Below are 18,846 nucleotides of genomic sequence, written 5' to 3'. Positions count from 1 at the left end.
CCCCGCCACAACAGGATTGGTATGTTCTTTTGGGATCGGGTTTTTCCCATAGTTATAGCCGCTATATAACGTCAGTTTGTCGTTATAGCGATAGGCCATGCCCGTGGCAAACACCAGTTGGTTATTCCAGTTCATAGTTGAGGTACTGTTAATATCCGGTAAACCGGCAACAGAGGGATCGGTCGCTCGTAACTCGGTTTTTTTCATCGCGTCAGACCAGTTCAACCAGTTAACTTTTAACGAAAGTAACAGTTTTTCATTCATCTGATAGGCGGCGCCCACCCCGATTTCTTCAGGCAAGGCCAGACCTTTCAACGAAACATCATCGTACTTGACTACCCCCAGACCAGCACCTGTCATATTAAGTTTAAGTTCACCATCGGTTAACGGCAGCTCTGTTTTACCGGTATAACTGGCTGCCAGCGTAAGCTTGGGAGTTGCCCGATACTGAATACCCAATTTAAAGCTGGTGCGTAAACTGGTCGCGTCGTCTATCTCAATTCCCGCAAATGCAGGCGGTGCTGAGGTATCAGGGAAGATCTTCTGTTCAGCCTGCGCATAGACCAGGCCAAAACTGCCGCCGACTGACCATTTATCATTGACTTCACAGCCTACGCCACCGGTAAGTTTGCCCACAGCAAACAAACCCGAGTATTCATCCTCTGTTGCAAAAGCGGTTTGCATATTTTCAAATACGCCACCAGAACCGCCTTGTGCAAACAGTCCGCCCCCCACCGTACATGCCACATTTTCCAGTTTTTGTGCATACCCCATGCCGCCTAATCCGGTATAGAGGTTACTTGCATGTCTATCATTACCAAACTGATCTTCATGCGACAAATCAGTAATCCGCAGTAATGAACCATACGCATCAAAACGTTTGGTTTTAATTTGAGTCAGTCCGGCCGGATTGGTATTGAGCGCAGTGGTATCACGTGCCACAGCAATATCTGCCCCAGCCATTAATGTAGATTCGGCGCCAAATCCAATCAGATTGATACCATTCGTAGCATGGCTGGTGCCAGCAAAAAGACCCAGGAAGCAAACAGTTATTTTTTTCATTCGATGCTCATAGAACAGGTGCTCGTTTCATTCATCCCTTTGAGCCCTTTTGCAGGCAAAACCTCATCATGAGCGTTCTGAAGATACACGTCCGTAACGGCCGAAAGCATGGTTTCTTTAGGGGGGGATAATGCTATTAATCCAACAATGACAAAAACCCTGGCGGCCAGTTAACTGCCAGGAGAGTTCGTTCACATTGTGAATCATTCAATATTCTGGATTTGTTCTCGCATCTGTTCTATTAGTACTTTCAGATCAACTGAATAACGTGTGGTGTCGGTATCAATGGATTTCGAACCGAGGGTATTGGCTTCTCGATTAAGCTCCTGCATCAGAAAGTCGAGCCTGCGACCGACAGGTTCATCACGCTGCAGTACACGTTTGACCTCATCTACATGACTTTGTAAGCGATCCAGCTCTTCAGCCACATCGCTTTTCTGGGCGATCAACACAATTTCCTGTTCCAGTCGTTCCGGTTCCAGAGTCACTTCCAGTTCAGCAGCTTTTTGTAACAGACGTTGCCGTTGTTGTTCGAGAATCTCGGGCATACGAAGTTTCACCGCTTCAGCAATTTGCAATATTTCTTCACAACGCTGCAGGATCATATCAGCCAAGGCCTGCCCTTCTCTTTCTCTGCCACTGATAAAGTCTGCAAGCGTCATATCAAGAGCATCCATGGCCTGTTGCTTCAGTGCGGTTAAATCGACCTGTTCACTATCTGCCACACCAGGCCATTGCAACAGTCGCAAAGGATCAATCGGCAAAGCTTGTTTGGCCATTTGGGTTAATTGCTCACAGGCATCTATCACTGATTGCGCCAGGTTCTCATCGATATGTAATGCGTTTTGCTGTTGGGAAGGATGATATCGCAGGCTAGCTTCGATCTTGCCACGTGCCATACGCTCGGCAAAAATTTTGCGGATGTCCATTTCCAGAGGTCGAAATGATTCTTCCAGTCGCAAAGCGAGTTCTAAATAACGATGATTAACCGATCTGACTTCCCAGATCAGAGTGCCGAGTTCAGTTACTTGCTCATGGCGGGCAAAGGCGGTCATGCTTCGTATCACAATGGTTTTCCTATAGCTATTAAGCCCCCATATTAACGAAAACCAAAGGTAAAAAGCACGCGGGAATTGAGATGCATCAGTATAATCATCGTATTTTTAGTAAAGGATAGAACAGATGCGTCCAAGTGGCCGACAACCTGATCAACTTCGTGAGATCACCATCACCCGCAATTACACAAAACATGCGGAAGGCTCCGTACTGGTCGAGTTTGGTGACACAAAAGTGCTATGTACTGCTTCTGTTGAAGAGCGTATTCCACCCTTTTTACGGGGGATGGGCGAAGGCTGGATCACGGCCGAATATGGCATGCTGCCACGCTCTACCGGCTCACGTATGCAACGTGAATCCAGCCGCGGTAAACAAGGTGGCCGTACCATGGAAATCCAGCGTTTGATAGGTCGTTCTTTACGGGCAGCAATTGATCTAAAGGCGCTGGGTGAACGCACGATTACCATTGATTGTGATGTTATTCAGGCCGATGGCGGCACTCGCACGGCCTCCATCACCGGCGCCTTTGTAGCGCTGCAGGATGCGATCGATTATCTGATTAAAAAACGTAAAATCAAAAAAAGCCCGTTACATGGTCAGGTCGCTTCTGTTTCCGTTGGGATTCACAATGGTACAGCCGTACTGGATCTGGATTATGCTGAAGATTCAACGGCTGAAACCGATATGAATGTTGTCATGAATGATGCAGGCGCATATATTGAACTACAGGGGACTGCGGAAGGCCATGCCTTCAGAGCAGATGAATTACAATCCATGCTGGATTTGGCTGCTATTGGGATTGAACAATTGATGATCAAACAACGCGAGGCATTGGCAGACTGATGTCTAAAATCGTTCTGGCCAGCGGTAATATTGGAAAACTGCGTGAATTATCGCAGATCCTCAGTCCACTTGGTCTGGAGCTTATTGCGCAATCTGATCTGAATGTTGCTGAGGCTGAGGAAACCGGCCTCAGCTTCGTGGAAAATGCCATTATCAAAGCTCGCAATGCCGCTTTATACACGGGATTACCGGCAATAGCAGATGATTCAGGGATTGAAGTCGATGCTTTGCATGGTGCACCGGGAATTTATTCTTCACGTTATGCCGGACCGGATGCCTCCGATACGGACAATATTGAGGCCCTTTTGGAGGCGATGAAAGACGTTCCGGAAACGGAACGCACAGCACGATTCCAATGTGTGGTGGTGTTTATGCGTCATGCAGAAGATCCAACACCACTGATTTGTCAGGGCAGCTGGCAGGGGCAAATTTTGCAATCACCGCTCGGCGATGAAGGATTTGGTTATGATCCGGTGTTTTGGGTTTCTGAAACAGACTGTACTGCGGCCGAGCTCTCGCCGGAACAGAAGCATGCAATCAGCCATCGCGGCAAAGCCATGCGTCAATTTATGGAAGAATTTAAATATACCCGTCATCAACCCTAACGGTTGCTAGTTATTTAAATCATTCCCAGCTGGTACAACCATGTTTAATTTTACTGCTCTGCCGCCATTAAGCCTGTATATCCATGTGCCATGGTGCGTACGCAAATGCCCCTATTGTGACTTTAATTCACATCAGGCCGGAGACGAGATTCCTGAGCAGGCCTATATCGATGCGCTTATCCGGGATCTTGAGCAGGATCTGCCGTTGGTCTGGGGACGCACTATCCAGACAATCTTTATTGGTGGTGGCACCCCCAGCCTGTTCAGTGCAGAAGCATATGACCGTTTATTTTCTGCCTTACGTGCGTTATTACCTATCCGTGCCGATGCAGAAATCACCCTGGAAGCCAATCCAGGTACTTTTGAAGCAGCACGTTTTACAGACTATCGTGCTATTGGCATTAATCGGCTATCGATTGGCATACAAAGCTTTGATGGTGATTCATTAACCGCATTAGGCCGGATTCATGATGGAAAGCAAGCCATTCGAGCAGCCGAAATTGCCCACCAGGCGGGGTTTGATAATTTCAATCTGGATCTGATGTTTGGTTTGCCCAAACAAACGGCTGAACTCGCCAGAAAAGATGTAGAAACAGCCATCGCCCTAGAACCAACACATATTTCGTATTATCAGCTCACCATTGAACCTAATACGTTGTTTCATCAGTCTCCCCCACAATTACCTGATGACGAACCGATTGATAACTGGCAGATTGCTAATCAACAACGTCTGGCCGAGGCCGGTTATCTGCAATATGAAGTCTCTGCCTATGCAAAAAATGGTCGTCAGAGCCGCCATAATCTCAACTACTGGCAGTTTGGTGATTATCTGGGTATTGGGGCCGGGGCTCATAGTAAATTAACCAGTGCCGCCACGCAGTCGATTGAGCGGCTGGTTAAACAAAAACAGCCTCAAGCTTACCTGGACAAGGTCAATAGTGCACAACGTGTTATGAAACAGGAACCGGTTGGCATTAATGAAATCGGTTTTGAGTTTATGCTTAATGCCTTACGTTTAACGGACGGTTTTGCAACATCGTTATTTATGCAGCAGTGTGGTGTACCGCTGGCGACCATTAAAAAACCATTAGCTGAAGCCGAGGAACGCGGATTGATTGATTATTCGGTTAAGTGGATTAGACCTACCGAGTTGGGTCAACGGTATTTAAACAGTTTAATTGAATTATTTTTGCCGCAATAATATGCTGGCGCAGGTCGTTAAGGGAGCTACCATCATGTTGAAACGCCATCTCCTGGCAACTGGATTGTCTTTATTTATGGTCTTGCCAATACAGGCGGACACTTTATCAATTGCCGAACCGACTTATAAAACGCCTAACAGTGAGTCAGGTATCTTGCGTCCTACTCGGGGCATGACAATGCAACAGGTTGAACAAAAATATGGGATAGCAGAGCAGAAATACGCGCCAAAAGGCACACCGGCAATTACTCGCTGGCAATATCCACAGTTTGATGTGTATTTTGAAAATCAGCTGGTGATCCACTCGGTGGTTCAGCGGAAATCCGAGTAACACAAGGATAGCTTAAACTCCTTGAAATCGCCGTTTTGCCCACTCTGGTAAGGTGCCCACTCTGGCATGATGCAGTGATTCCATTTCAATCACGATCAATATCAAAACACTGACCAGGGTCGGTAAAAAGCTTAGTCCACCTACCAAGGCAAAAGCGGCTTCTTTCATCAGTCCTAAGTAGGTGTAACTTAACCAGCCTAATATTGCCACAGTCACCACGACGGATAACACTATGGCAAAGAAGAAACTCCAGCGGCGGGCGATTTGCCAGTGAATATAGACAAACTCACTGTCTTCACGTTTGATTCTGCTGGAGCGAATAAAGGTATACCCAACAAACGAAAATGATAACAACGGCACCAATACGATAAACTCAAAATAACTCTTCCCTGTTGCAGCAATCGCCGTGAACAACAGAATATGATTCGCAATCAGGTTCGTTAAAAAGATATCGTGCGGCATTCTGGCTGCCGCTCTTTCATGATCCTGTGGTGCCATCATTTCAGTCATATTTATCTGGCCAAGTTGTTGATAATCGCCTCGCGTACTGAGTCTAATGTAGCATTTACAGTAATGACTGGTGAACTACTTTGTTTGATAGCAATATCAGGATCTTTCAGACCGTGACCTGTCAACGTACAAACAACGGTACTGCCTTCAGGAATCTTGCCAGATTGAATATCCCGCAATGCGCCGGCGACTGAAGTTGCGGAAGCGGGTTCGCAGAAAATCCCTTCCTTTTCGGCCAATAATTTCTGGGCAGCCAATATTTCGTCATCAGAGCACTCATCAAACCAGCCCTGTGACTCTTCTTTCACTTTCCAGGCCATATCCCAGCTTTGCGGATGACCAATACGGATCGCGGTAGCGACTGTTTCAGGATCATCTACCATCGCACCACGCATAAACGGTGCACTGCCATTCGCCTGATAACCCACCATTTTCGGACGGTTACCAACAATCGCGCCACCTGCATATTTACAATTGCCATGACAGTAAGCGCAGGCTTCAGTGACATGATCGCCACTGGCTGATGAATACTCACAGTAGCCAATCCAATGGGCGGTGATATTACCGGCGTTACCGACTGGCAGGCAGTGATAATCCGGAGCACGACCTAACTCTTCAATGATCTCAAACGCAGCAGTTTTCTGACCTTGCAAACGATAAGGATTAATTGAATTTACAATGGTGACCGGAGCATGCTCTGCAACGTCTTTAACCAGTTGCATCCCCTCATCAAAGTTACCTTTGATTTGGATAACCACTGCGTTATGCATCATAGCCTGAGCGAGTTTACCCTGGGCAATTTTGCCATCAGGAATAATAACAAAAGCAGTGATACCAGCACGTGCAGCATAAGCAGCCGCTGCTGCTGACGTATTACCGGTAGAAGCACAAATAATGGCTTTACTACCCTCTTCAACAGCTTTGGTCACGGCCATGGTCATACCGCGATCTTTGAAAGACCCCGTCGGATTCAATCCCTCATATTTGACGTAGATATCAACATCTTTGCCAATTAACTTAGGGATATTGTTCAATTTCAATAATGGTGTATTACCTTCACCAAGGCTGATCAGTCTGGTGTCATCATTGACCGGCAAACGGTCACGATAACGGTCAATCAGGCCGGTATAACGTGGACGAAATGGCATAAGTAGTTCCTCTTTAATTCTTTAACGGGCGTTTTTTCAGCCCAGCGATTCCATGCGGATACGCATGATCGCGTGTTTGACAGTATCCAATGCTTCGATTTGGGCAATCGCTTCATCCATATTTTTTTCAACCACCGGCTGGGTCAGCATAATGATGGGCACTGTGCCCTCTTCTTCTTCCGGTTGTTTTTGCAGGATCGCTTCAATATTGATGTCCTGCTCACTGAAAATACGAGTAATGTCGGCTAACACACCCGGCTTATCTTCTGTGTTAATCCGCAAATAATAAGAGGTAATGACCTCAGACATCGGTAAAATCGGTGTATCTTTCAATGAATCAGGCTGGAAGGCCAGATGTGGCACCCGATTTTCCGGGTCAGTAGTCAGCGCACGAACAATATCAACAATATCTGCTACTACCGCAGAAGCAGTTGGTTCAGCTCCTGCTCCAGCACCATAATACAAGGTTGGCCCAACTGCATCGCCTTTCACGACGATGGCATTCATTACCCCATTGACGTTGGCAATCAGACGACGTTTTGGAATTAATGTCGGATGAACTCGTAGTTCAACACCTTGAGGTGTTTTCCGGGCAATCCCCAGATGTTTGATGTGGTATCCCAATTCTTCTGCGTACTGCACATCTTCCTGGGAAATTTTGCTGATGCCTTCGGTATAGGCTTTATAAAACTGTAAAGGAATACCAAATGCAATCGACGCCATGATGGTCAGCTTGTGTGCTGCATCAATGCCTTCCACATCAAATGTCGGATCGGCTTCGGCATAGCCCAAAGCCTGAGCTTCAGCCAGAACATCGGCAAAGTTACGGCCTTTATCACGCATTTCCGTCAGGATAAAGTTACCAGTTCCGTTAATAATGCCTGCCAGCCACTCAATACGGTTAGCGGCCAGACCTTCACGGATAGCCTTGATAATCGGGATGCCACCAGCAACGGCGGCTTCAAAAGCAATCGTGATGCCTTTTTCCTGCGCCTTGGCAAATAATTCGTTGCCATGCATTGCGATTAAGGCTTTGTTGGCAGTGACGACGTGTTTACCGTTTTCAATTGCCTGCATCACTAAATCTCGGGCGATACCGGTACCACCAATTAACTCAACAATGATTTGAATTTCCGGGTCATTGACCACTGAAAACGCATCATCCGTTAAATCAATGCCGTTCAAATCACAGCTTTTAGCTGAATCCAGATTTTTATCCGCGGCACGCAAAATTTCAATTCCACGGCCTGCACGGCGGCTTATTTCTTTTGAGTTTCGCTTTAAAACACTGACAGTACCACTACCAACAGTGCCTAAGCCAAGAATACCAATTTTGACTGATTGCACTTTTTGCCCCCTACCCTTTTTTCATCATGTCACGGATACCACGGATTGCCTGCCGGGTACGGTGCTGATTCTCAATCAGTCCGAAACGCACATAGTCATCGCCATATTCACCAAAACCAATGCCTGGCGATACAGCTACTTTAGCTTCTTTAAGCAATTTCTTACTGAACTCCAGCGAACCCATTTCACGGAATTGCTCAGGAATTCTGGCCCAGACGAACATGGTCGCTTTAGGTTTTTCCACTGGCCAGCCAATCGCATTTAGCCCGTCACACAACACGTCACGACGTTGTTTATAGGTTTCGACAATTTCTGCCACACATTCCTGTGGACCATCCAGAGCCGTAATGGCGGCTACCTGAATCGGGGTAAACATGCCGTAATCCAGATAGGATTTCATTCGGGCCAATGCCGCAACTAATGTCGGATTGCCTGACATAAAGCCTACGCGCCAGCCTGGCATATTGTAGGTTTTGGATAAGGTATAAAACTCAACCGCAACGTCTTTTGCGCCAGGGATTTGCAAAATGGAAGGCGCTTTATAACCATCAAAGGTGATCTCACCATACGCCAAATCATGAATAACCCAAATCTGATGCTCTTTGGCAAAATCAACAACCCGCTGGAAGAAATCCAGATCAACGCACTGGGTGGTTGGATTGCCTGGGAAATTCAACACCAGCATTTTAGGTTTTGGCCATGAATCTTTAACCGACTTTTCCAGCTCGGCAAAAAAATCAACATCCGGGGTTAGCGGTACATGACGAATATCCGCACCGGCAATCACAAAACCATAAGGATGAATCGGATAAGCCGGGTTTGGCACTAAAACCGCATCGCCCGGGCCCACCGTTGCCAGTGCCAAATGCGCCAGGCCCTCTTTTGAACCAATAGTGACTATCGTTTCTGAGTCAGGATCCAATGTCACATCATATTTACGCTGATACCAGTCACAAATCGCTTTTCGCAGACGTGGAATACCTCTGGAAACAGAATATCGGTGGGTATCAGGACGCTGTGCCGCTTCGACGAGTTTTTCCACAATGTGCGCTGGTGCCGGTTTATCCGGATTCCCCATGCCAAAGTCGATAATATCTTCGCCGCGCGCACGCGCTTTTGCCTTCAAATCATTTACAATGTTGAAAACGTATGGCGGAAGACGCTTGATTCTGGGAAATTCGTCGTTCAACTGAGCACCTGCTATTAGCTAAAACGGTTGGCAAACCAAGCAAAATAACTGAAAATCATTCACACTTCAAATTGATTTAATATAGTGGATTAATATGAGTCAACAAGACCAATTGTACACGACGATCATTAATGATCTCCAAAAAGGAAAACTGGTACTGCCCACATTGCCTGAGGTTGCCCTCAAGGTTCGTGAAGTTGCCAACAATCCGGATGTCTCTGCAGCGCAGCTTGCTGAGGTCATTACGACCGATGCGGCCTTATCAACCCGTTTGATAAAAGTCGCCAACAGTCCTCTATATAGAGGCAGGGTTGAGGTCGAATCGGTGCAGACGGCGGTCTCTCGACTGGGTATTCCAATGGTTCGTAACCTGGTGACCAGTCTGGTGATGGAACAGATGTTCCGTCCGACCAATAAAAAGCTGGAAAAACGTATGCGAGACCTCTGGCAGCATAGTATCGAGGTCGCTGCCGCAAGTCAGGTCATTGCTTCCAAGCAGCCTAATATTGCGAATGATGAAGCAATGCTGGCGGGGTTAATACATGAGATAGGTGCGCTGCCTATTCTGATGAAAGCCGCCGACACTCCTGAGTTGTTGGAAGATACCCGTCGTCTGGACACACTCATTGACAACCTTTATCCAAAAATCGGCGAAGCTATTTTGCGCAGCTGGGATTTTCCGGAAAATCTGATAACCGTCGCCGCTGAACATGCAAACCTTAATCGTAATAGTCAAAACGGCCCCGATCTGACTGACGTAGTTCAGGTAGCCAATTTACAAAGCTACTTTAATACCAGCAAAGCTTTGGATCCCAACACGCGCGACAAGGTTCTCGCTTTCCGTAAACTGAATATTGATACGGGTATCAGTGTGGTTGAACTGGATGAAAACAGTGAAGAATATGCCGCTGCTCTGGCACTTTTCCAGAATATGTAAAAACAAATCTGCAGCAGATTATTAAAAAGGCTATCTTCGGATAGCTTTTTTTAAGGCAAAAAATCTGGATTCCATACAATTTCCCATAAATGGCTATCCGGATCCTGAAAATAACCGGCATAACCACCCCAAAATGTTTTTTGTGGGGACTTTACTATCGTGGCACCCGCCATAGATGCCTGCTGCATGATGGCATCCACATCAGTTTCATTAAGAACATTGTGAGCAAGACTCATCGCTGTCGCTGTTGCAGTTAACGGTAATCCGGCATCTGCCGCCAGACTTTGTCGCGGCCATAAAGCAAGTTTCAAACCTGGCTGCAAATCAAAAAATGCCACCGTACCCTGGGCAAACTCTTCCCCAATAATGCCTTCGGTATGCAGCCCCATGCCGTCCTGGTAAAACCTGATGGATCGGTGTAAATCATCAACTCCCAGTGTAATCATTGAAATATAGGGCTTCATCTATCTGCTCCTTTGGCGCTTAATCATTTCCAACCATAAACCGATAATCTGATTCGTTTTCCCTGAAACTGAACACCTTCATATTGCAGTAAAGCTTTCTGCTGCTGATAAGCTTCGCTGTCCGGCGGAAAAGAAATTTCCCCTTGCGCATTGATTACCCGGTGCCATGGTAAAGAGGAATCCTCTGGTAATTTTTTTAAGCTACTGCCCACATAGCGCGCATAACCAGGATAACCACATTGTTTGGCTATCTGTCCATAGGTCATCACTTTGCCTATGGGGATGGCAGCAACCACTTGCCAAATTATTTCATCCAGTTCAGACATGCATTTTCTACATAGCCATCTTCACAACCATCGGCTTTTCAAGCCGATGAATGTGAAAATGTTGTTATCGCGATAATAATGGATGTTAAGGGTTACGCTTGACGAGATTATCAACACTCCATGCACCGCCACCCGCAACAAACAGATATAAAAAGATAAAGCTGAACAAAGCGGCTAATTCACCATTATTTAATAAAGGCCAAAATCCCTGAGGGGAATGAGCGATAAAATACGCTACCGCCATCTGGCCTGACAAAATAAAGGCTACCGGTCTGGTGAACAAGCCAATAAGGATTAAAAAACCACCGACAAGTTCAAGCACGCCGGCCACACCAGACAGGGTAAATAAATCAAACTCATTCCGCTGTGGGGCTGGGTAACCAAATAACTTTTGACCACCATGCTGCATAAACATAAAAGCTGTGACGATGCGTAAGATGCTCAACACACGTGGTTGCCACGTTATAAAAAAGTTTTCCATTGCTCTCTCTCCTTAGACTGAATTAATAGTTAAATTATTGATTATAGGTATAAAACGTTTAATAGTTCTTCGACAGAACTCAGAGGATGTTAGCAGTAATTCTGACAAAATACACAGCGAGCCGAAGTCTATAAACAGCCTTTTAATCGACTGGCTTAGCGGTTTTAATGTTTAATCAACACTGTTAACAGCTTCATCGTGGCTTTTTCATCCAGGCTGAGATATTTGCCTCGATAGCGTTTGAACTGACGGCGAAAATAATCCAGTGTACGACCACTCTCATACTGCAAAATCACTTGCGGATGGATGTAATTACTGCGACATACGGCGGGTGTATTGCCAAGCCTCTCAGCAACGTTTTTCACTGCTTCGACAATATTACTTTTGCTGAGCTTTTCATTTTCAGCTGGCCCCAATTTATCCAGAGCTACCGCCATCAAAACTGTTCCTGCCCAGGTACGAAAATCCTTAGCACTAAAATCCTCCCCCATCACATCGGAGATGTACTGGTTCAAATCCTGTGCCGTTATTTTTTTACGGCTTTTATCGGGCAGGGTAATATCAAATAATTCATAACCGGACATATTCTCCAGCGCTATCAGCACCTCACGTACCTGTTCATCAGTCACTGTGCGAAACTGCTGCTGATGACTTTTACCTTCATAGTCGAACTCCACACGATCATCCTTAATGGTCATATGCTTGGCCCGTAACGTCGTCAAACCGTATGTCTGATTCTGTCGGGTATAGCTGGCACTGCCGGGACGAAAAAAAGCGTCATCCAACATACGTGTCATGCAGGCTAAAACAGAAGTCTGATCAATTGGTCTTCGTTGAATATGTTGGCCGGTTACCCGCCGCATGGTTTCCAGCTGTTCAGCAAAACGTAAAATGCGTTTGAATTTTTGCTCACTGGCAGTTTCAACCCAGTCCGGGTTGTAGATATATTGTTTGCGACCTTCTTTATCCCGGCCGGTCACCAGTACCTTGGCATCACGATCCTGCTGGATTTCCACTTCCCGCCATGCCGGCGGAATGGCCAGACTTTTTATCCAGCGTTTTAAAGCAGCATTTTTAACAGTTTTGCCATTGGCATAACAATAACTGAACGTTTTGCCATGGGGTTTTCTGTAAATGACCGGATTGCTCATAATAACTCCACATCCGTAAGACGAAATTCGGCGCTATCATGGCATGAGATGATGACTTATGACTTTAATGCAGATTATGTCAGCCTGGTCAGCGGCTATAACTTATTGGGCTACCAATACTTCACTTTTATAAAAAGCCCCACTATCAACCGCTAATGCATTAACCAATTTAGGCAGTAACTGGCTCATGGTATCGATTAGTTGCCAGGGCGGATTAATCACTATCATGCCGGAGGAGGTCATACCACGCTCATCCGAATCAGCTGTTATCGCTAACTCAAAGCGTTGAATATTTTTGATACCACTCTTGATAAAGTGTTTTTCCAATCGGCTAATTCTGCTGCGTTCCACTACCGGATACCAGATGGCATAAGTACCGGTAGGAAATTTGGCATAGGCTTTTTCAATGGTCTGAAATACTAAATCGTAATCCGATTTGATTTCGTAAGATGGATCAATCAACACCAGTCCACGTCTTGATACAGGCGGTAATAACGACAATAGGCCTTTTAAACCATCCTCACGCATAACCCGAACCCGCTTAACCTTCTGGGTATTTTGCAGTAACAGACCCGCATCATCCGGATGTAACTCATATAACCAGGCTCGATCCTGACGCCGCATACAGTGCATGGCAATAAATGGGGAACCCGGATAATATTCCAGCGGTTTTCCGCTATTCACCGCCTCAATTACCGCAAAATATGCAGCCAGTTCCGGCCAGTCAGAACGGTTTAATTTAGCAATACCATTTTGATATTCCTGCAGTTTTTCTGCATGAGCCGAAGCCAGATGATAAAGCCCCGCACCAGCATGGGTGTCTATGTAATCAAAGGCTTTATCTTTTTTAGCCAGATGCTGCAAAATCTCAATCAGCACAATATGTTTAAGCACATCGGCAAAATTGCCGGCATGAAATGAGTGGCGGTAGCTTAACAAGATAAATCCTGATTAGTGGAGAGAGTAAATTAAGTAGCAGCAAATTACGCTTAGCTAGCCACTTTGGCAAAACAATTTTCTTAAGGGTTTAATTCAGTCTGCTGATCCGAAATGTGATTGATTCCATCATTCACTCTCACCTCACCTAAATCAAAAGGGTTTACACCTTCCAGACAGGCCAGATTAAAGCCATAGAGTTCAGGATTTGCTCTGGTTTGATGATGAGTATGAATCCCGCAAATTGAACAAAAATAGTGCTTTGCCGTCATCGTATTGAACTGATAAATCGATAGTTTATCGGTTCCTTTGGTAATTTGTAGAGCCGACAATGGAACATAGGCTGCGATGGCGCCCTTTCTCCGGCACATGGAACAATCACAGCGACGAGGATCATTTATTCCGTTTGGCAAATGCACAACAAACTCAACCTCCCCACAATGGCAACTGCCTTTATGGTGAGGCTGAATTTGGGTGTTTGCTATTTTAGTGATCATTGCATTGCTGGCGCTTGTTTAATGTTTAACTATCTGGAGCATGATAACGCGATAACCAATGTGCATAAGGTGCAGGTAACACCCAGGCTGGATCTTCAATTTTTAAGGTTTTAGCTGCATGGTACGGCCAGTGAGGATTAGCTAAATGCGCACGTCCCACCATGACCAAATCCATTTGTTTATCCGTAATTACCTGGTTCACCGTGTTAGGTTCATCAATTCCCCAGGCAGAAGCAACTGGAATGTCAGCTTCACGACGCACACGTTCAGCAATCGGTGCTAATAAAGCTGGTCCCCACGGAATATCCGCATCAGGAGTTGAAAACCCTATACTAACGCTAAGCATATCCAGACCGGATTGTTTGAATTGCCGGGTTAGATGAATTGACTCACTTAATGTTTCTTCATCACGACCATCATATTCAATCACGCCAAAGCGGGCTGTTAAGGGCAGATTTTCCGGCCAGACTTCGCGCACGGCTTGTAAAGTTTCCAGTAAAAATCGGCTACGACCAGCCAAATCGCCACCGTATTGATCATCACGTTTATTAGAGTGGATTGAAAAAAAGCTTTGTGCCAGATAGCCATGAGCAAAATGCAGTTCCAGCCATTCAAATCCGGCTTTTTTGGCACGTTTGGCAGCAGCGACAAAGTCAGCTTTAACCCGTTCTATATCTTCCAGCGTCATTGCCTGAGGTACTTTCGGCAAATTAGCACCAAATGCCACAGCAGAAGGCGCTATGGTTTGCCAACTTTGTGGATCACTGTCAGCAAGATGATCATCGCCTTCCCAAGGACGATTGGCGCTGGCTTTACGACCAGCATGTGCAATCTGAATACCAGCACAAGCACCGGCTTTTTTAATAGCCGAAGCAATTTTTGCCATGCCTTCAGCCTGCTCGTCATTCCATATGCCAGTGCATCCTGGAGTAATTCTTCCTTCGGGGCTGACTGCGGTGGCTTCAACAATCACCAGACCCGCTCCACCGCGTGCTAATTGAGTGTAATGCGCCAGATGCCAATCATTGGTATGGCCGTCATCGGCACTGTATTGGCACATCGGTGGAACCGCAATACGATTGCGTAACGTTATATCTTTCAGTGAAAACTCAGTAAACAATGCTGTCATAAAAATCTCTTGTTAAAGAATAAAATTCAAAAATATTTCTAGGGCTGGATATTGAAACGGTTAGAAATCGGATAAATTTTTAAAAAGCGCTTTTGATAACCCCGCCATCCACTCTAACTGCCGCACCGGTTGTCGCTGAAGCCAATGGGCTGGAGAGATAACAGACCATTGAGGCAACTTCATCGGTGGTGGCAAAACGTTTAATCAAAGAAGTCGGTCTGACGTGTTCAAAAAAGTCTTTTTCAAACGCTTCGATGCTTTGGCCTTCTTTTTCTGCCAGATCACTGACGAAAGTTTCAACACCTCTTGAGCTGGTTGGGCCTGGCAAGACTGAATTGACCGTAATATTGGTACCGGCAACCTGCTCAGCCAGACCACGAGCAATAGCAATCTGAGCCGCCTTGGTCATGCCGTAATGAATCATCTCATGGGGGATCTGCACCCCGCTTTCACTGGAGATGAAAATCACCCGACCCCAGTTTTGTTGTTTCATCGCTGGCAGATAGGCTCGCGTCAAACGCACGCCACTGAGCACATTTACATCAAAAAAACGTCGCCAGTCTTCATCCGCTATCTCTTCAAACGGCACTGGCTCGAAGATACCCAGATTATTAATCAGAATATCGACTTCGGGGAACTGCTTTGTCAGTTTCTCGGCTTCAGCCGCTATCGAAAGATCCCCTGCAAATCCATCTACGTTGCCTTTAGCTGTCGATTTAAGGGATTCAATAGCCTGTTTAACTGAAGCTTCAGAACGCCCATTGACGATAACATTCGCTCCTTCATCGGCCAGTGATTTGGCAATGGAAAAACCAATGCCCGCCGTGCTGCCACTTATAAAAGCCGTTTTATTTTTCAGTTGCAGATCCATAAAAACTCCCCTAAGATCGTTAATTAAACAAGATATTCATTGCTTGCTGATTACTGTGAAAGCCGTTCTAATGTAGCGCTTAACGATGCCGCGGAGACTTCTCCCATATGGCTCTCAACCAAGGAGCCCTGTTGATCAAAATACAGCGTCACCGGCAAGCCATAGGCATCAAATTTATCGGCAACTTTGCCGGTTTTATCAAGCAGCACGTGTTCAAATGTCAGCTTATTCTCAGCCAGAAAGTCATTCACTTTTACAGCTGACTCTTGTTGATTGATCATGACAAAACGAATATCAGGATACTGTTGTGCTGACTTTTCAAAGGCAGGCATTTCACGTTGACAAGGTGGGCACCAACTTGCCCATAAATTCACCACGGTAATGTTATTTTCAGCCACTTGAACCAGTGAAATCTGCTCGCCGTCCAATTGCTCTAAGGCAATATCGGGTATTGAAACCTGTTCCCGACCTGCATTCATTAATAAGGACGTTAGCGAAAAAAACAGCAAAATCGATAAGGCTCCCCCGAACAAGGCAACACGTTGCTGTGGCAGGCGTTTGATTTGCCATAACAGAAACAGTGCCATTGCTATCGTGCCGGACACCCAGTCCACCCCACGATCGCGAAAATCGAGCATCTGCCAGAAAGAGTCGTATTGATCGGCAAATTTAATGACAAACACGATGCGTCCGATAACCAGACCGAATAACAGCATCATCAATAATGGATCGGTGACCGAGCCTGCTTTTTTTCTGGCCAGAACAGATGCCACCAATATCCCCAAAAGAGCACAGCCAAATAACAATAACGGCTCGAGAGGTAAAGCGAAGGGTCCGAGATTAATCGACATCACTGTTCAAACAGCTTGTCGATATCATCACGCATCGGCATACCTTCAATCAGCCGCACATGACCTTTTTCATCCTTGTAAATGCTGGTCGGTGTTGCCATAAACCCAAGCTGTTCCATCAGCAGGTTATTTTCCTCTACCAGCAATGATCCGTTTGCTAACGCCTCTTCATTTATATTTTCTGTAGGGTTATCGGCAGGTTGGATATGTTGTTGCAAAGCCTTTTCAGGTGAATCAGCCCCTAAAATAGCAGCCGCTTTTTTGATACTGTCCTCCTGCAGAATTCCCACCATAATGTGGCGCAACTGCACCTCACCCTTGGCAATGTAAGGATCAGCGATTTCACGTAATTTCTGGCAATACGGGCAATAGGGATCGGTAAAGGTATAAATAATTCGTTTTGCATCTTTATCACCATCCAATACCCACTTAGCCGTGTCGAGTTGCTGCCAAATCTTTTCATTCTGAGGAGCACTGACTAGTTCATAAAGTGCTTCCTGACCCAAATCGTCTCCTTGAGCGTTAATCAGGTTTCCAATCACCGCATATTTTTTATCTTCTGTCAGATAAATACTCAGCGGCTGCCCTTCTACACTGGCGGCATACCCAGTCAATCCTGCAGGAGTTTCAAAACTGTCAATGATGGTCACTCCCTGCTGTTTGATGTAGCTGATGACCTCGGGTTCCTGTTGTTCTGCCAAGGCAAAATAACTGCCAAATCCGATAACCAATAAGACTACAGGGACGATAATTTTCTTCATTCATAACTCCGGAAGGCATTTGCGTTGAAACTGTAACTCAGAAGGATTAAGTGGGGATTAATAGTGCAGATGACAATCTTTCAATTAAAAATGCTCTGTATTTATTTATACATCGCTATTTGAAATTATCACGACAACACATCCAATAAAGACTTATGGTAAAAGGTAGGGCATTAACTTACCGCAGGTAATATTCTGGTTATGAGCACAAATCGATTTCCACTCTCCCCCCGACATCAGGTCATTCTGGCTGGGATCTGTGCTTTGATTTTAACCGTCGGCATTGCCCGTTTTGCCTACACGCCTTTTTTGCCTATCATGTTAAATGAAACCTCACTGGACACATTAAGCGGAGGTTGGCTGGCCACATTTAATTACATTGGTTACCTGTCAGGCGTGGTGTTGATCTCATTTTTAACCAGCCTCAAAATCAAGTTCCTGTTCTACCGAATCAACCTGATTCTGGCGGTGTTAAGCACGGTCTTAATGGCTGTTACCACGGATATTGTTTTATGGAGTATTTTGCGCTTTATTGGTGGCCTGACCAGTACTGCGGGAATAATTCTGGCAGCAGGATTTGTGATGGGCTGGCTCAAACAAAATGGTTACAAATCAGCATTAGGTATTCATTTTTCCGGTTTAGGGTTCGGTATTGCGATACCTGGGATCGTTATTGTTCTGATAACGCCCTATTTCAATTGGGCTGAGCAATGGCTGATCATGGGGCTTTTCGGTATTTTATTTTTCCTGCCCGCCTGGTTTCTGATGCCGGCACCTGCAACGCAACAGGCTCCCACTGCTGATTTTGCAGCGCCCAACAATAAATGGATGCGATTAATGATCGCAGCTTATGCCTGTGCTGGCGTGGGGTATGTTATCAGTGCGACATTTATTGTTGCGATTCTGGAAGAGATGCCCAGTTTGTCGGGACATGGCAATCTTATCTGGGTAATGCTGGGGGTAGCCGCCATTCCATCCTGCATAATCTGGGACAAAGTGGCTGAGCGCATTGGTGAGACAAGTGCCATCATCGCCGCTTATTCGATTATATTGCTTTCTATCCTGATTCCCTTATTCAGTGAATCGCTGCTATTCAATGTGATTGGCGCGTTGTTATTTGGTGCCACCTTTGCTGGAATTGTCAGCCTGA

22 protein-coding genes are annotated in these 18,846 nt (G+C 45.8%); 6 read left to right on the top strand and 16 right to left on the bottom strand.

Annotated elements, in window-relative coordinates; genetic code table 11:
- Both B3182_RS04945 and B3182_RS04940 read right to left on the bottom strand, forming a co-directional pair.
- The coding region (locus B3182_RS04945) for an OmpP1/FadL family transporter (protein ID WP_292751759.1) at positions 1-1,062 on the bottom strand (1,062 nt) is incomplete at its 3' end.
- Positions 1,063-1,265: 203 nt separating this feature from the next.
- Complete coding sequence (locus B3182_RS04940) at positions 1,266-2,129, bottom strand: YicC/YloC family endoribonuclease (RefSeq protein WP_339640137.1); 864 nt, start codon at positions 2,127-2,129, stop codon at positions 1,266-1,268.
- A gap of 115 nt (positions 2,130-2,244) precedes the next feature.
- On the opposite strand from B3182_RS04940, the gene rph reads away from it, so the two are divergent.
- The 4 genes from rph to B3182_RS04920 are packed head-to-tail and all read left to right on the top strand — an operon-like array spanning position 2,245 to position 5,098.
- Positions 2,245-2,961 carry a ribonuclease PH gene (gene rph, locus B3182_RS04935; RefSeq protein ID WP_292353568.1) on the top strand — a complete coding sequence of 239 codons (717 nt, stop codon included), beginning with the start codon at positions 2,245-2,247 and terminating at the stop codon, positions 2,959-2,961.
- Entirely contained in the window at positions 2,961-3,566 is a 606-nt protein-coding gene (gene rdgB, locus B3182_RS04930) for an RdgB/HAM1 family non-canonical purine NTP pyrophosphatase (protein WP_292353567.1), read from the top strand. The genes rph and rdgB overlap by 1 nt, the downstream gene beginning before the upstream one ends.
- Before the next feature lie 40 nt (positions 3,567-3,606).
- A complete protein-coding gene (gene hemW, locus B3182_RS04925; RefSeq protein ID WP_292353566.1) occupies positions 3,607-4,767 on the top strand; it encodes a radical SAM family heme chaperone HemW in 1,161 nt (386 codons plus the stop codon).
- Between the two features lie 34 nt (positions 4,768-4,801).
- A complete protein-coding gene (locus tag B3182_RS04920; RefSeq protein ID WP_292353565.1) occupies positions 4,802-5,098 on the top strand; it encodes a hypothetical protein in 297 nt (98 codons plus the stop codon).
- A gap of 12 nt (positions 5,099-5,110) precedes the next feature.
- On the opposite strand, the gene B3182_RS04915 is transcribed toward B3182_RS04920, so the two are convergent.
- From B3182_RS04915 to alaC, 4 genes are read right to left on the bottom strand one after another with little or no spacing between them, the layout of a single operon-like run.
- Positions 5,111-5,608, bottom strand: a complete 498-nt coding sequence (locus B3182_RS04915; RefSeq protein ID WP_292353564.1) for a hypothetical protein — start codon at positions 5,606-5,608, stop codon at positions 5,111-5,113.
- Between the two features lie 2 nt (positions 5,609-5,610).
- Positions 5,611-6,756 carry a threonine synthase gene (thrC, locus tag B3182_RS04910; RefSeq protein ID WP_292353563.1) on the bottom strand — a complete coding sequence of 382 codons (1,146 nt, stop codon included), beginning with the start codon at positions 6,754-6,756 and terminating at the stop codon, positions 5,611-5,613.
- Positions 6,757-6,792: 36 nt separating this feature from the next.
- Entirely contained in the window at positions 6,793-8,103 is a 1,311-nt protein-coding gene (locus B3182_RS04905; protein ID WP_292353562.1) for a homoserine dehydrogenase, read from the bottom strand.
- Between the two features lie 10 nt (positions 8,104-8,113).
- A complete protein-coding gene (gene alaC, locus B3182_RS04900) occupies positions 8,114-9,292 on the bottom strand; it encodes an alanine transaminase (RefSeq protein WP_292353561.1) in 1,179 nt (392 codons plus the stop codon).
- A gap of 94 nt (positions 9,293-9,386) precedes the next feature.
- Between alaC and B3182_RS04895 the strand changes: the two genes are divergently transcribed.
- Positions 9,387-10,229, top strand: coding sequence for an HDOD domain-containing protein (locus B3182_RS04895; protein WP_292353560.1), 843 nt, complete (start codon positions 9,387-9,389; stop codon positions 10,227-10,229).
- 50 nt (positions 10,230-10,279) lie between these two features.
- Here the strand turns inward: B3182_RS04895 and B3182_RS04890 are convergent, their stop codons facing one another.
- From B3182_RS04890 to dsbG, 10 genes are all read right to left on the bottom strand, one after another.
- Entirely contained in the window at positions 10,280-10,693 is a 414-nt protein-coding gene (locus tag B3182_RS04890; RefSeq protein WP_292353559.1) for a VOC family protein, read from the bottom strand.
- A gap of 23 nt (positions 10,694-10,716) precedes the next feature.
- On the bottom strand, positions 10,717-11,019 hold the full coding sequence (locus tag B3182_RS04885; RefSeq protein WP_292353558.1) for an MGMT family protein: 303 nt from the start codon (positions 11,017-11,019) through the stop codon (positions 10,717-10,719).
- An 85-nt stretch (positions 11,020-11,104) separates the two neighbouring features.
- Positions 11,105-11,500, bottom strand: coding sequence for a DoxX family protein (locus B3182_RS04880; protein ID WP_292353557.1), 396 nt, complete (start codon positions 11,498-11,500; stop codon positions 11,105-11,107).
- A 164-nt stretch (positions 11,501-11,664) separates the two neighbouring features.
- Positions 11,665-12,651, bottom strand: coding sequence for a DNA topoisomerase IB (locus tag B3182_RS04875; protein WP_292353556.1), 987 nt, complete (start codon positions 12,649-12,651; stop codon positions 11,665-11,667).
- 102 nt (positions 12,652-12,753) lie between these two features.
- A complete protein-coding gene (locus tag B3182_RS04870) occupies positions 12,754-13,590 on the bottom strand; it encodes a 23S rRNA (adenine(2030)-N(6))-methyltransferase RlmJ (protein WP_292353555.1) in 837 nt (278 codons plus the stop codon).
- 80 nt (positions 13,591-13,670) lie between these two features.
- Positions 13,671-14,084 carry a GFA family protein gene (locus tag B3182_RS04865; protein ID WP_292353554.1) on the bottom strand — a complete coding sequence of 138 codons (414 nt, stop codon included), beginning with the start codon at positions 14,082-14,084 and terminating at the stop codon, positions 13,671-13,673.
- Positions 14,085-14,109: 25 nt separating this feature from the next.
- Positions 14,110-15,213 carry an NADH:flavin oxidoreductase/NADH oxidase gene (locus tag B3182_RS04860; protein WP_292353553.1) on the bottom strand — a complete coding sequence of 368 codons (1,104 nt, stop codon included), beginning with the start codon at positions 15,211-15,213 and terminating at the stop codon, positions 14,110-14,112.
- A gap of 79 nt (positions 15,214-15,292) precedes the next feature.
- Positions 15,293-16,084, bottom strand: a complete 792-nt coding sequence (locus B3182_RS04855; RefSeq protein WP_292353552.1) for an SDR family NAD(P)-dependent oxidoreductase — start codon at positions 16,082-16,084, stop codon at positions 15,293-15,295.
- A 50-nt stretch (positions 16,085-16,134) separates the two neighbouring features.
- Positions 16,135-16,935 carry a TlpA family protein disulfide reductase gene (locus B3182_RS04850; RefSeq protein ID WP_292353551.1) on the bottom strand — a complete coding sequence of 267 codons (801 nt, stop codon included), beginning with the start codon at positions 16,933-16,935 and terminating at the stop codon, positions 16,135-16,137.
- Positions 16,935-17,696, bottom strand: coding sequence for a thiol:disulfide interchange protein DsbG (gene dsbG, locus B3182_RS04845; protein ID WP_292353550.1), 762 nt, complete (start codon positions 17,694-17,696; stop codon positions 16,935-16,937). Before dsbG ends, B3182_RS04850 begins: the two co-directional genes overlap by 1 nt.
- A gap of 201 nt (positions 17,697-17,897) precedes the next feature.
- On the opposite strand from dsbG, the gene B3182_RS04840 reads away from it, so the two are divergent.
- The coding region (locus tag B3182_RS04840; protein ID WP_292751756.1) for a YbfB/YjiJ family MFS transporter at positions 17,898-18,846 on the top strand (949 nt) is incomplete at its 3' end.

This window comes from Methylophaga sp. UBA4204 (assembly GCF_002379485.1).
Taxonomy (GTDB): domain Bacteria; phylum Pseudomonadota; class Gammaproteobacteria; order Nitrosococcales; family Methylophagaceae; genus Methylophaga.
The sequence above is the reverse complement of the archived record's forward strand: the minus strand, read 5'-3'. Positions and strand labels throughout refer to the sequence as shown.

Coding starts and splice junctions, on each gene's coding strand:
- rph (WP_292353568.1), top strand. CDS start 2,245: ATGCGTCCAAGTGGCCGACAACCTGATCAACTTCGTGAGATCACCATC.
- rdgB (WP_292353567.1), top strand. CDS start 2,961: ATGTCTAAAATCGTTCTGGCCAGCGGTAATATTGGAAAACTGCGTGAA.
- hemW (WP_292353566.1), top strand. CDS start 3,607: ATGTTTAATTTTACTGCTCTGCCGCCATTAAGCCTGTATATCCATGTG.
- B3182_RS04920 (WP_292353565.1), top strand. CDS start 4,802: ATGTTGAAACGCCATCTCCTGGCAACTGGATTGTCTTTATTTATGGTC.
- B3182_RS04915 (WP_292353564.1), bottom strand. CDS start 5,608: ATGACTGAAATGATGGCACCACAGGATCATGAAAGAGCGGCAGCCAGA.
- thrC (WP_292353563.1), bottom strand. CDS start 6,756: ATGCCATTTCGTCCACGTTATACCGGCCTGATTGACCGTTATCGTGAC.
- B3182_RS04895 (WP_292353560.1), top strand. CDS start 9,387: ATGAGTCAACAAGACCAATTGTACACGACGATCATTAATGATCTCCAA.
- B3182_RS04890 (WP_292353559.1), bottom strand. CDS start 10,693: ATGAAGCCCTATATTTCAATGATTACACTGGGAGTTGATGATTTACAC.
- B3182_RS04885 (WP_292353558.1), bottom strand. CDS start 11,019: ATGTCTGAACTGGATGAAATAATTTGGCAAGTGGTTGCTGCCATCCCC.
- B3182_RS04880 (WP_292353557.1), bottom strand. CDS start 11,500: ATGGAAAACTTTTTTATAACGTGGCAACCACGTGTGTTGAGCATCTTA.
- B3182_RS04875 (WP_292353556.1), bottom strand. CDS start 12,651: ATGAGCAATCCGGTCATTTACAGAAAACCCCATGGCAAAACGTTCAGT.
- B3182_RS04865 (WP_292353554.1), bottom strand. CDS start 14,084: ATGATCACTAAAATAGCAAACACCCAAATTCAGCCTCACCATAAAGGC.
- B3182_RS04860 (WP_292353553.1), bottom strand. CDS start 15,213: ATGACAGCATTGTTTACTGAGTTTTCACTGAAAGATATAACGTTACGC.
- B3182_RS04855 (WP_292353552.1), bottom strand. CDS start 16,084: ATGGATCTGCAACTGAAAAATAAAACGGCTTTTATAAGTGGCAGCACG.
- B3182_RS04850 (WP_292353551.1), bottom strand. CDS start 16,935: ATGTCGATTAATCTCGGACCCTTCGCTTTACCTCTCGAGCCGTTATTG.
- dsbG (WP_292353550.1), bottom strand. CDS start 17,696: ATGAAGAAAATTATCGTCCCTGTAGTCTTATTGGTTATCGGATTTGGC.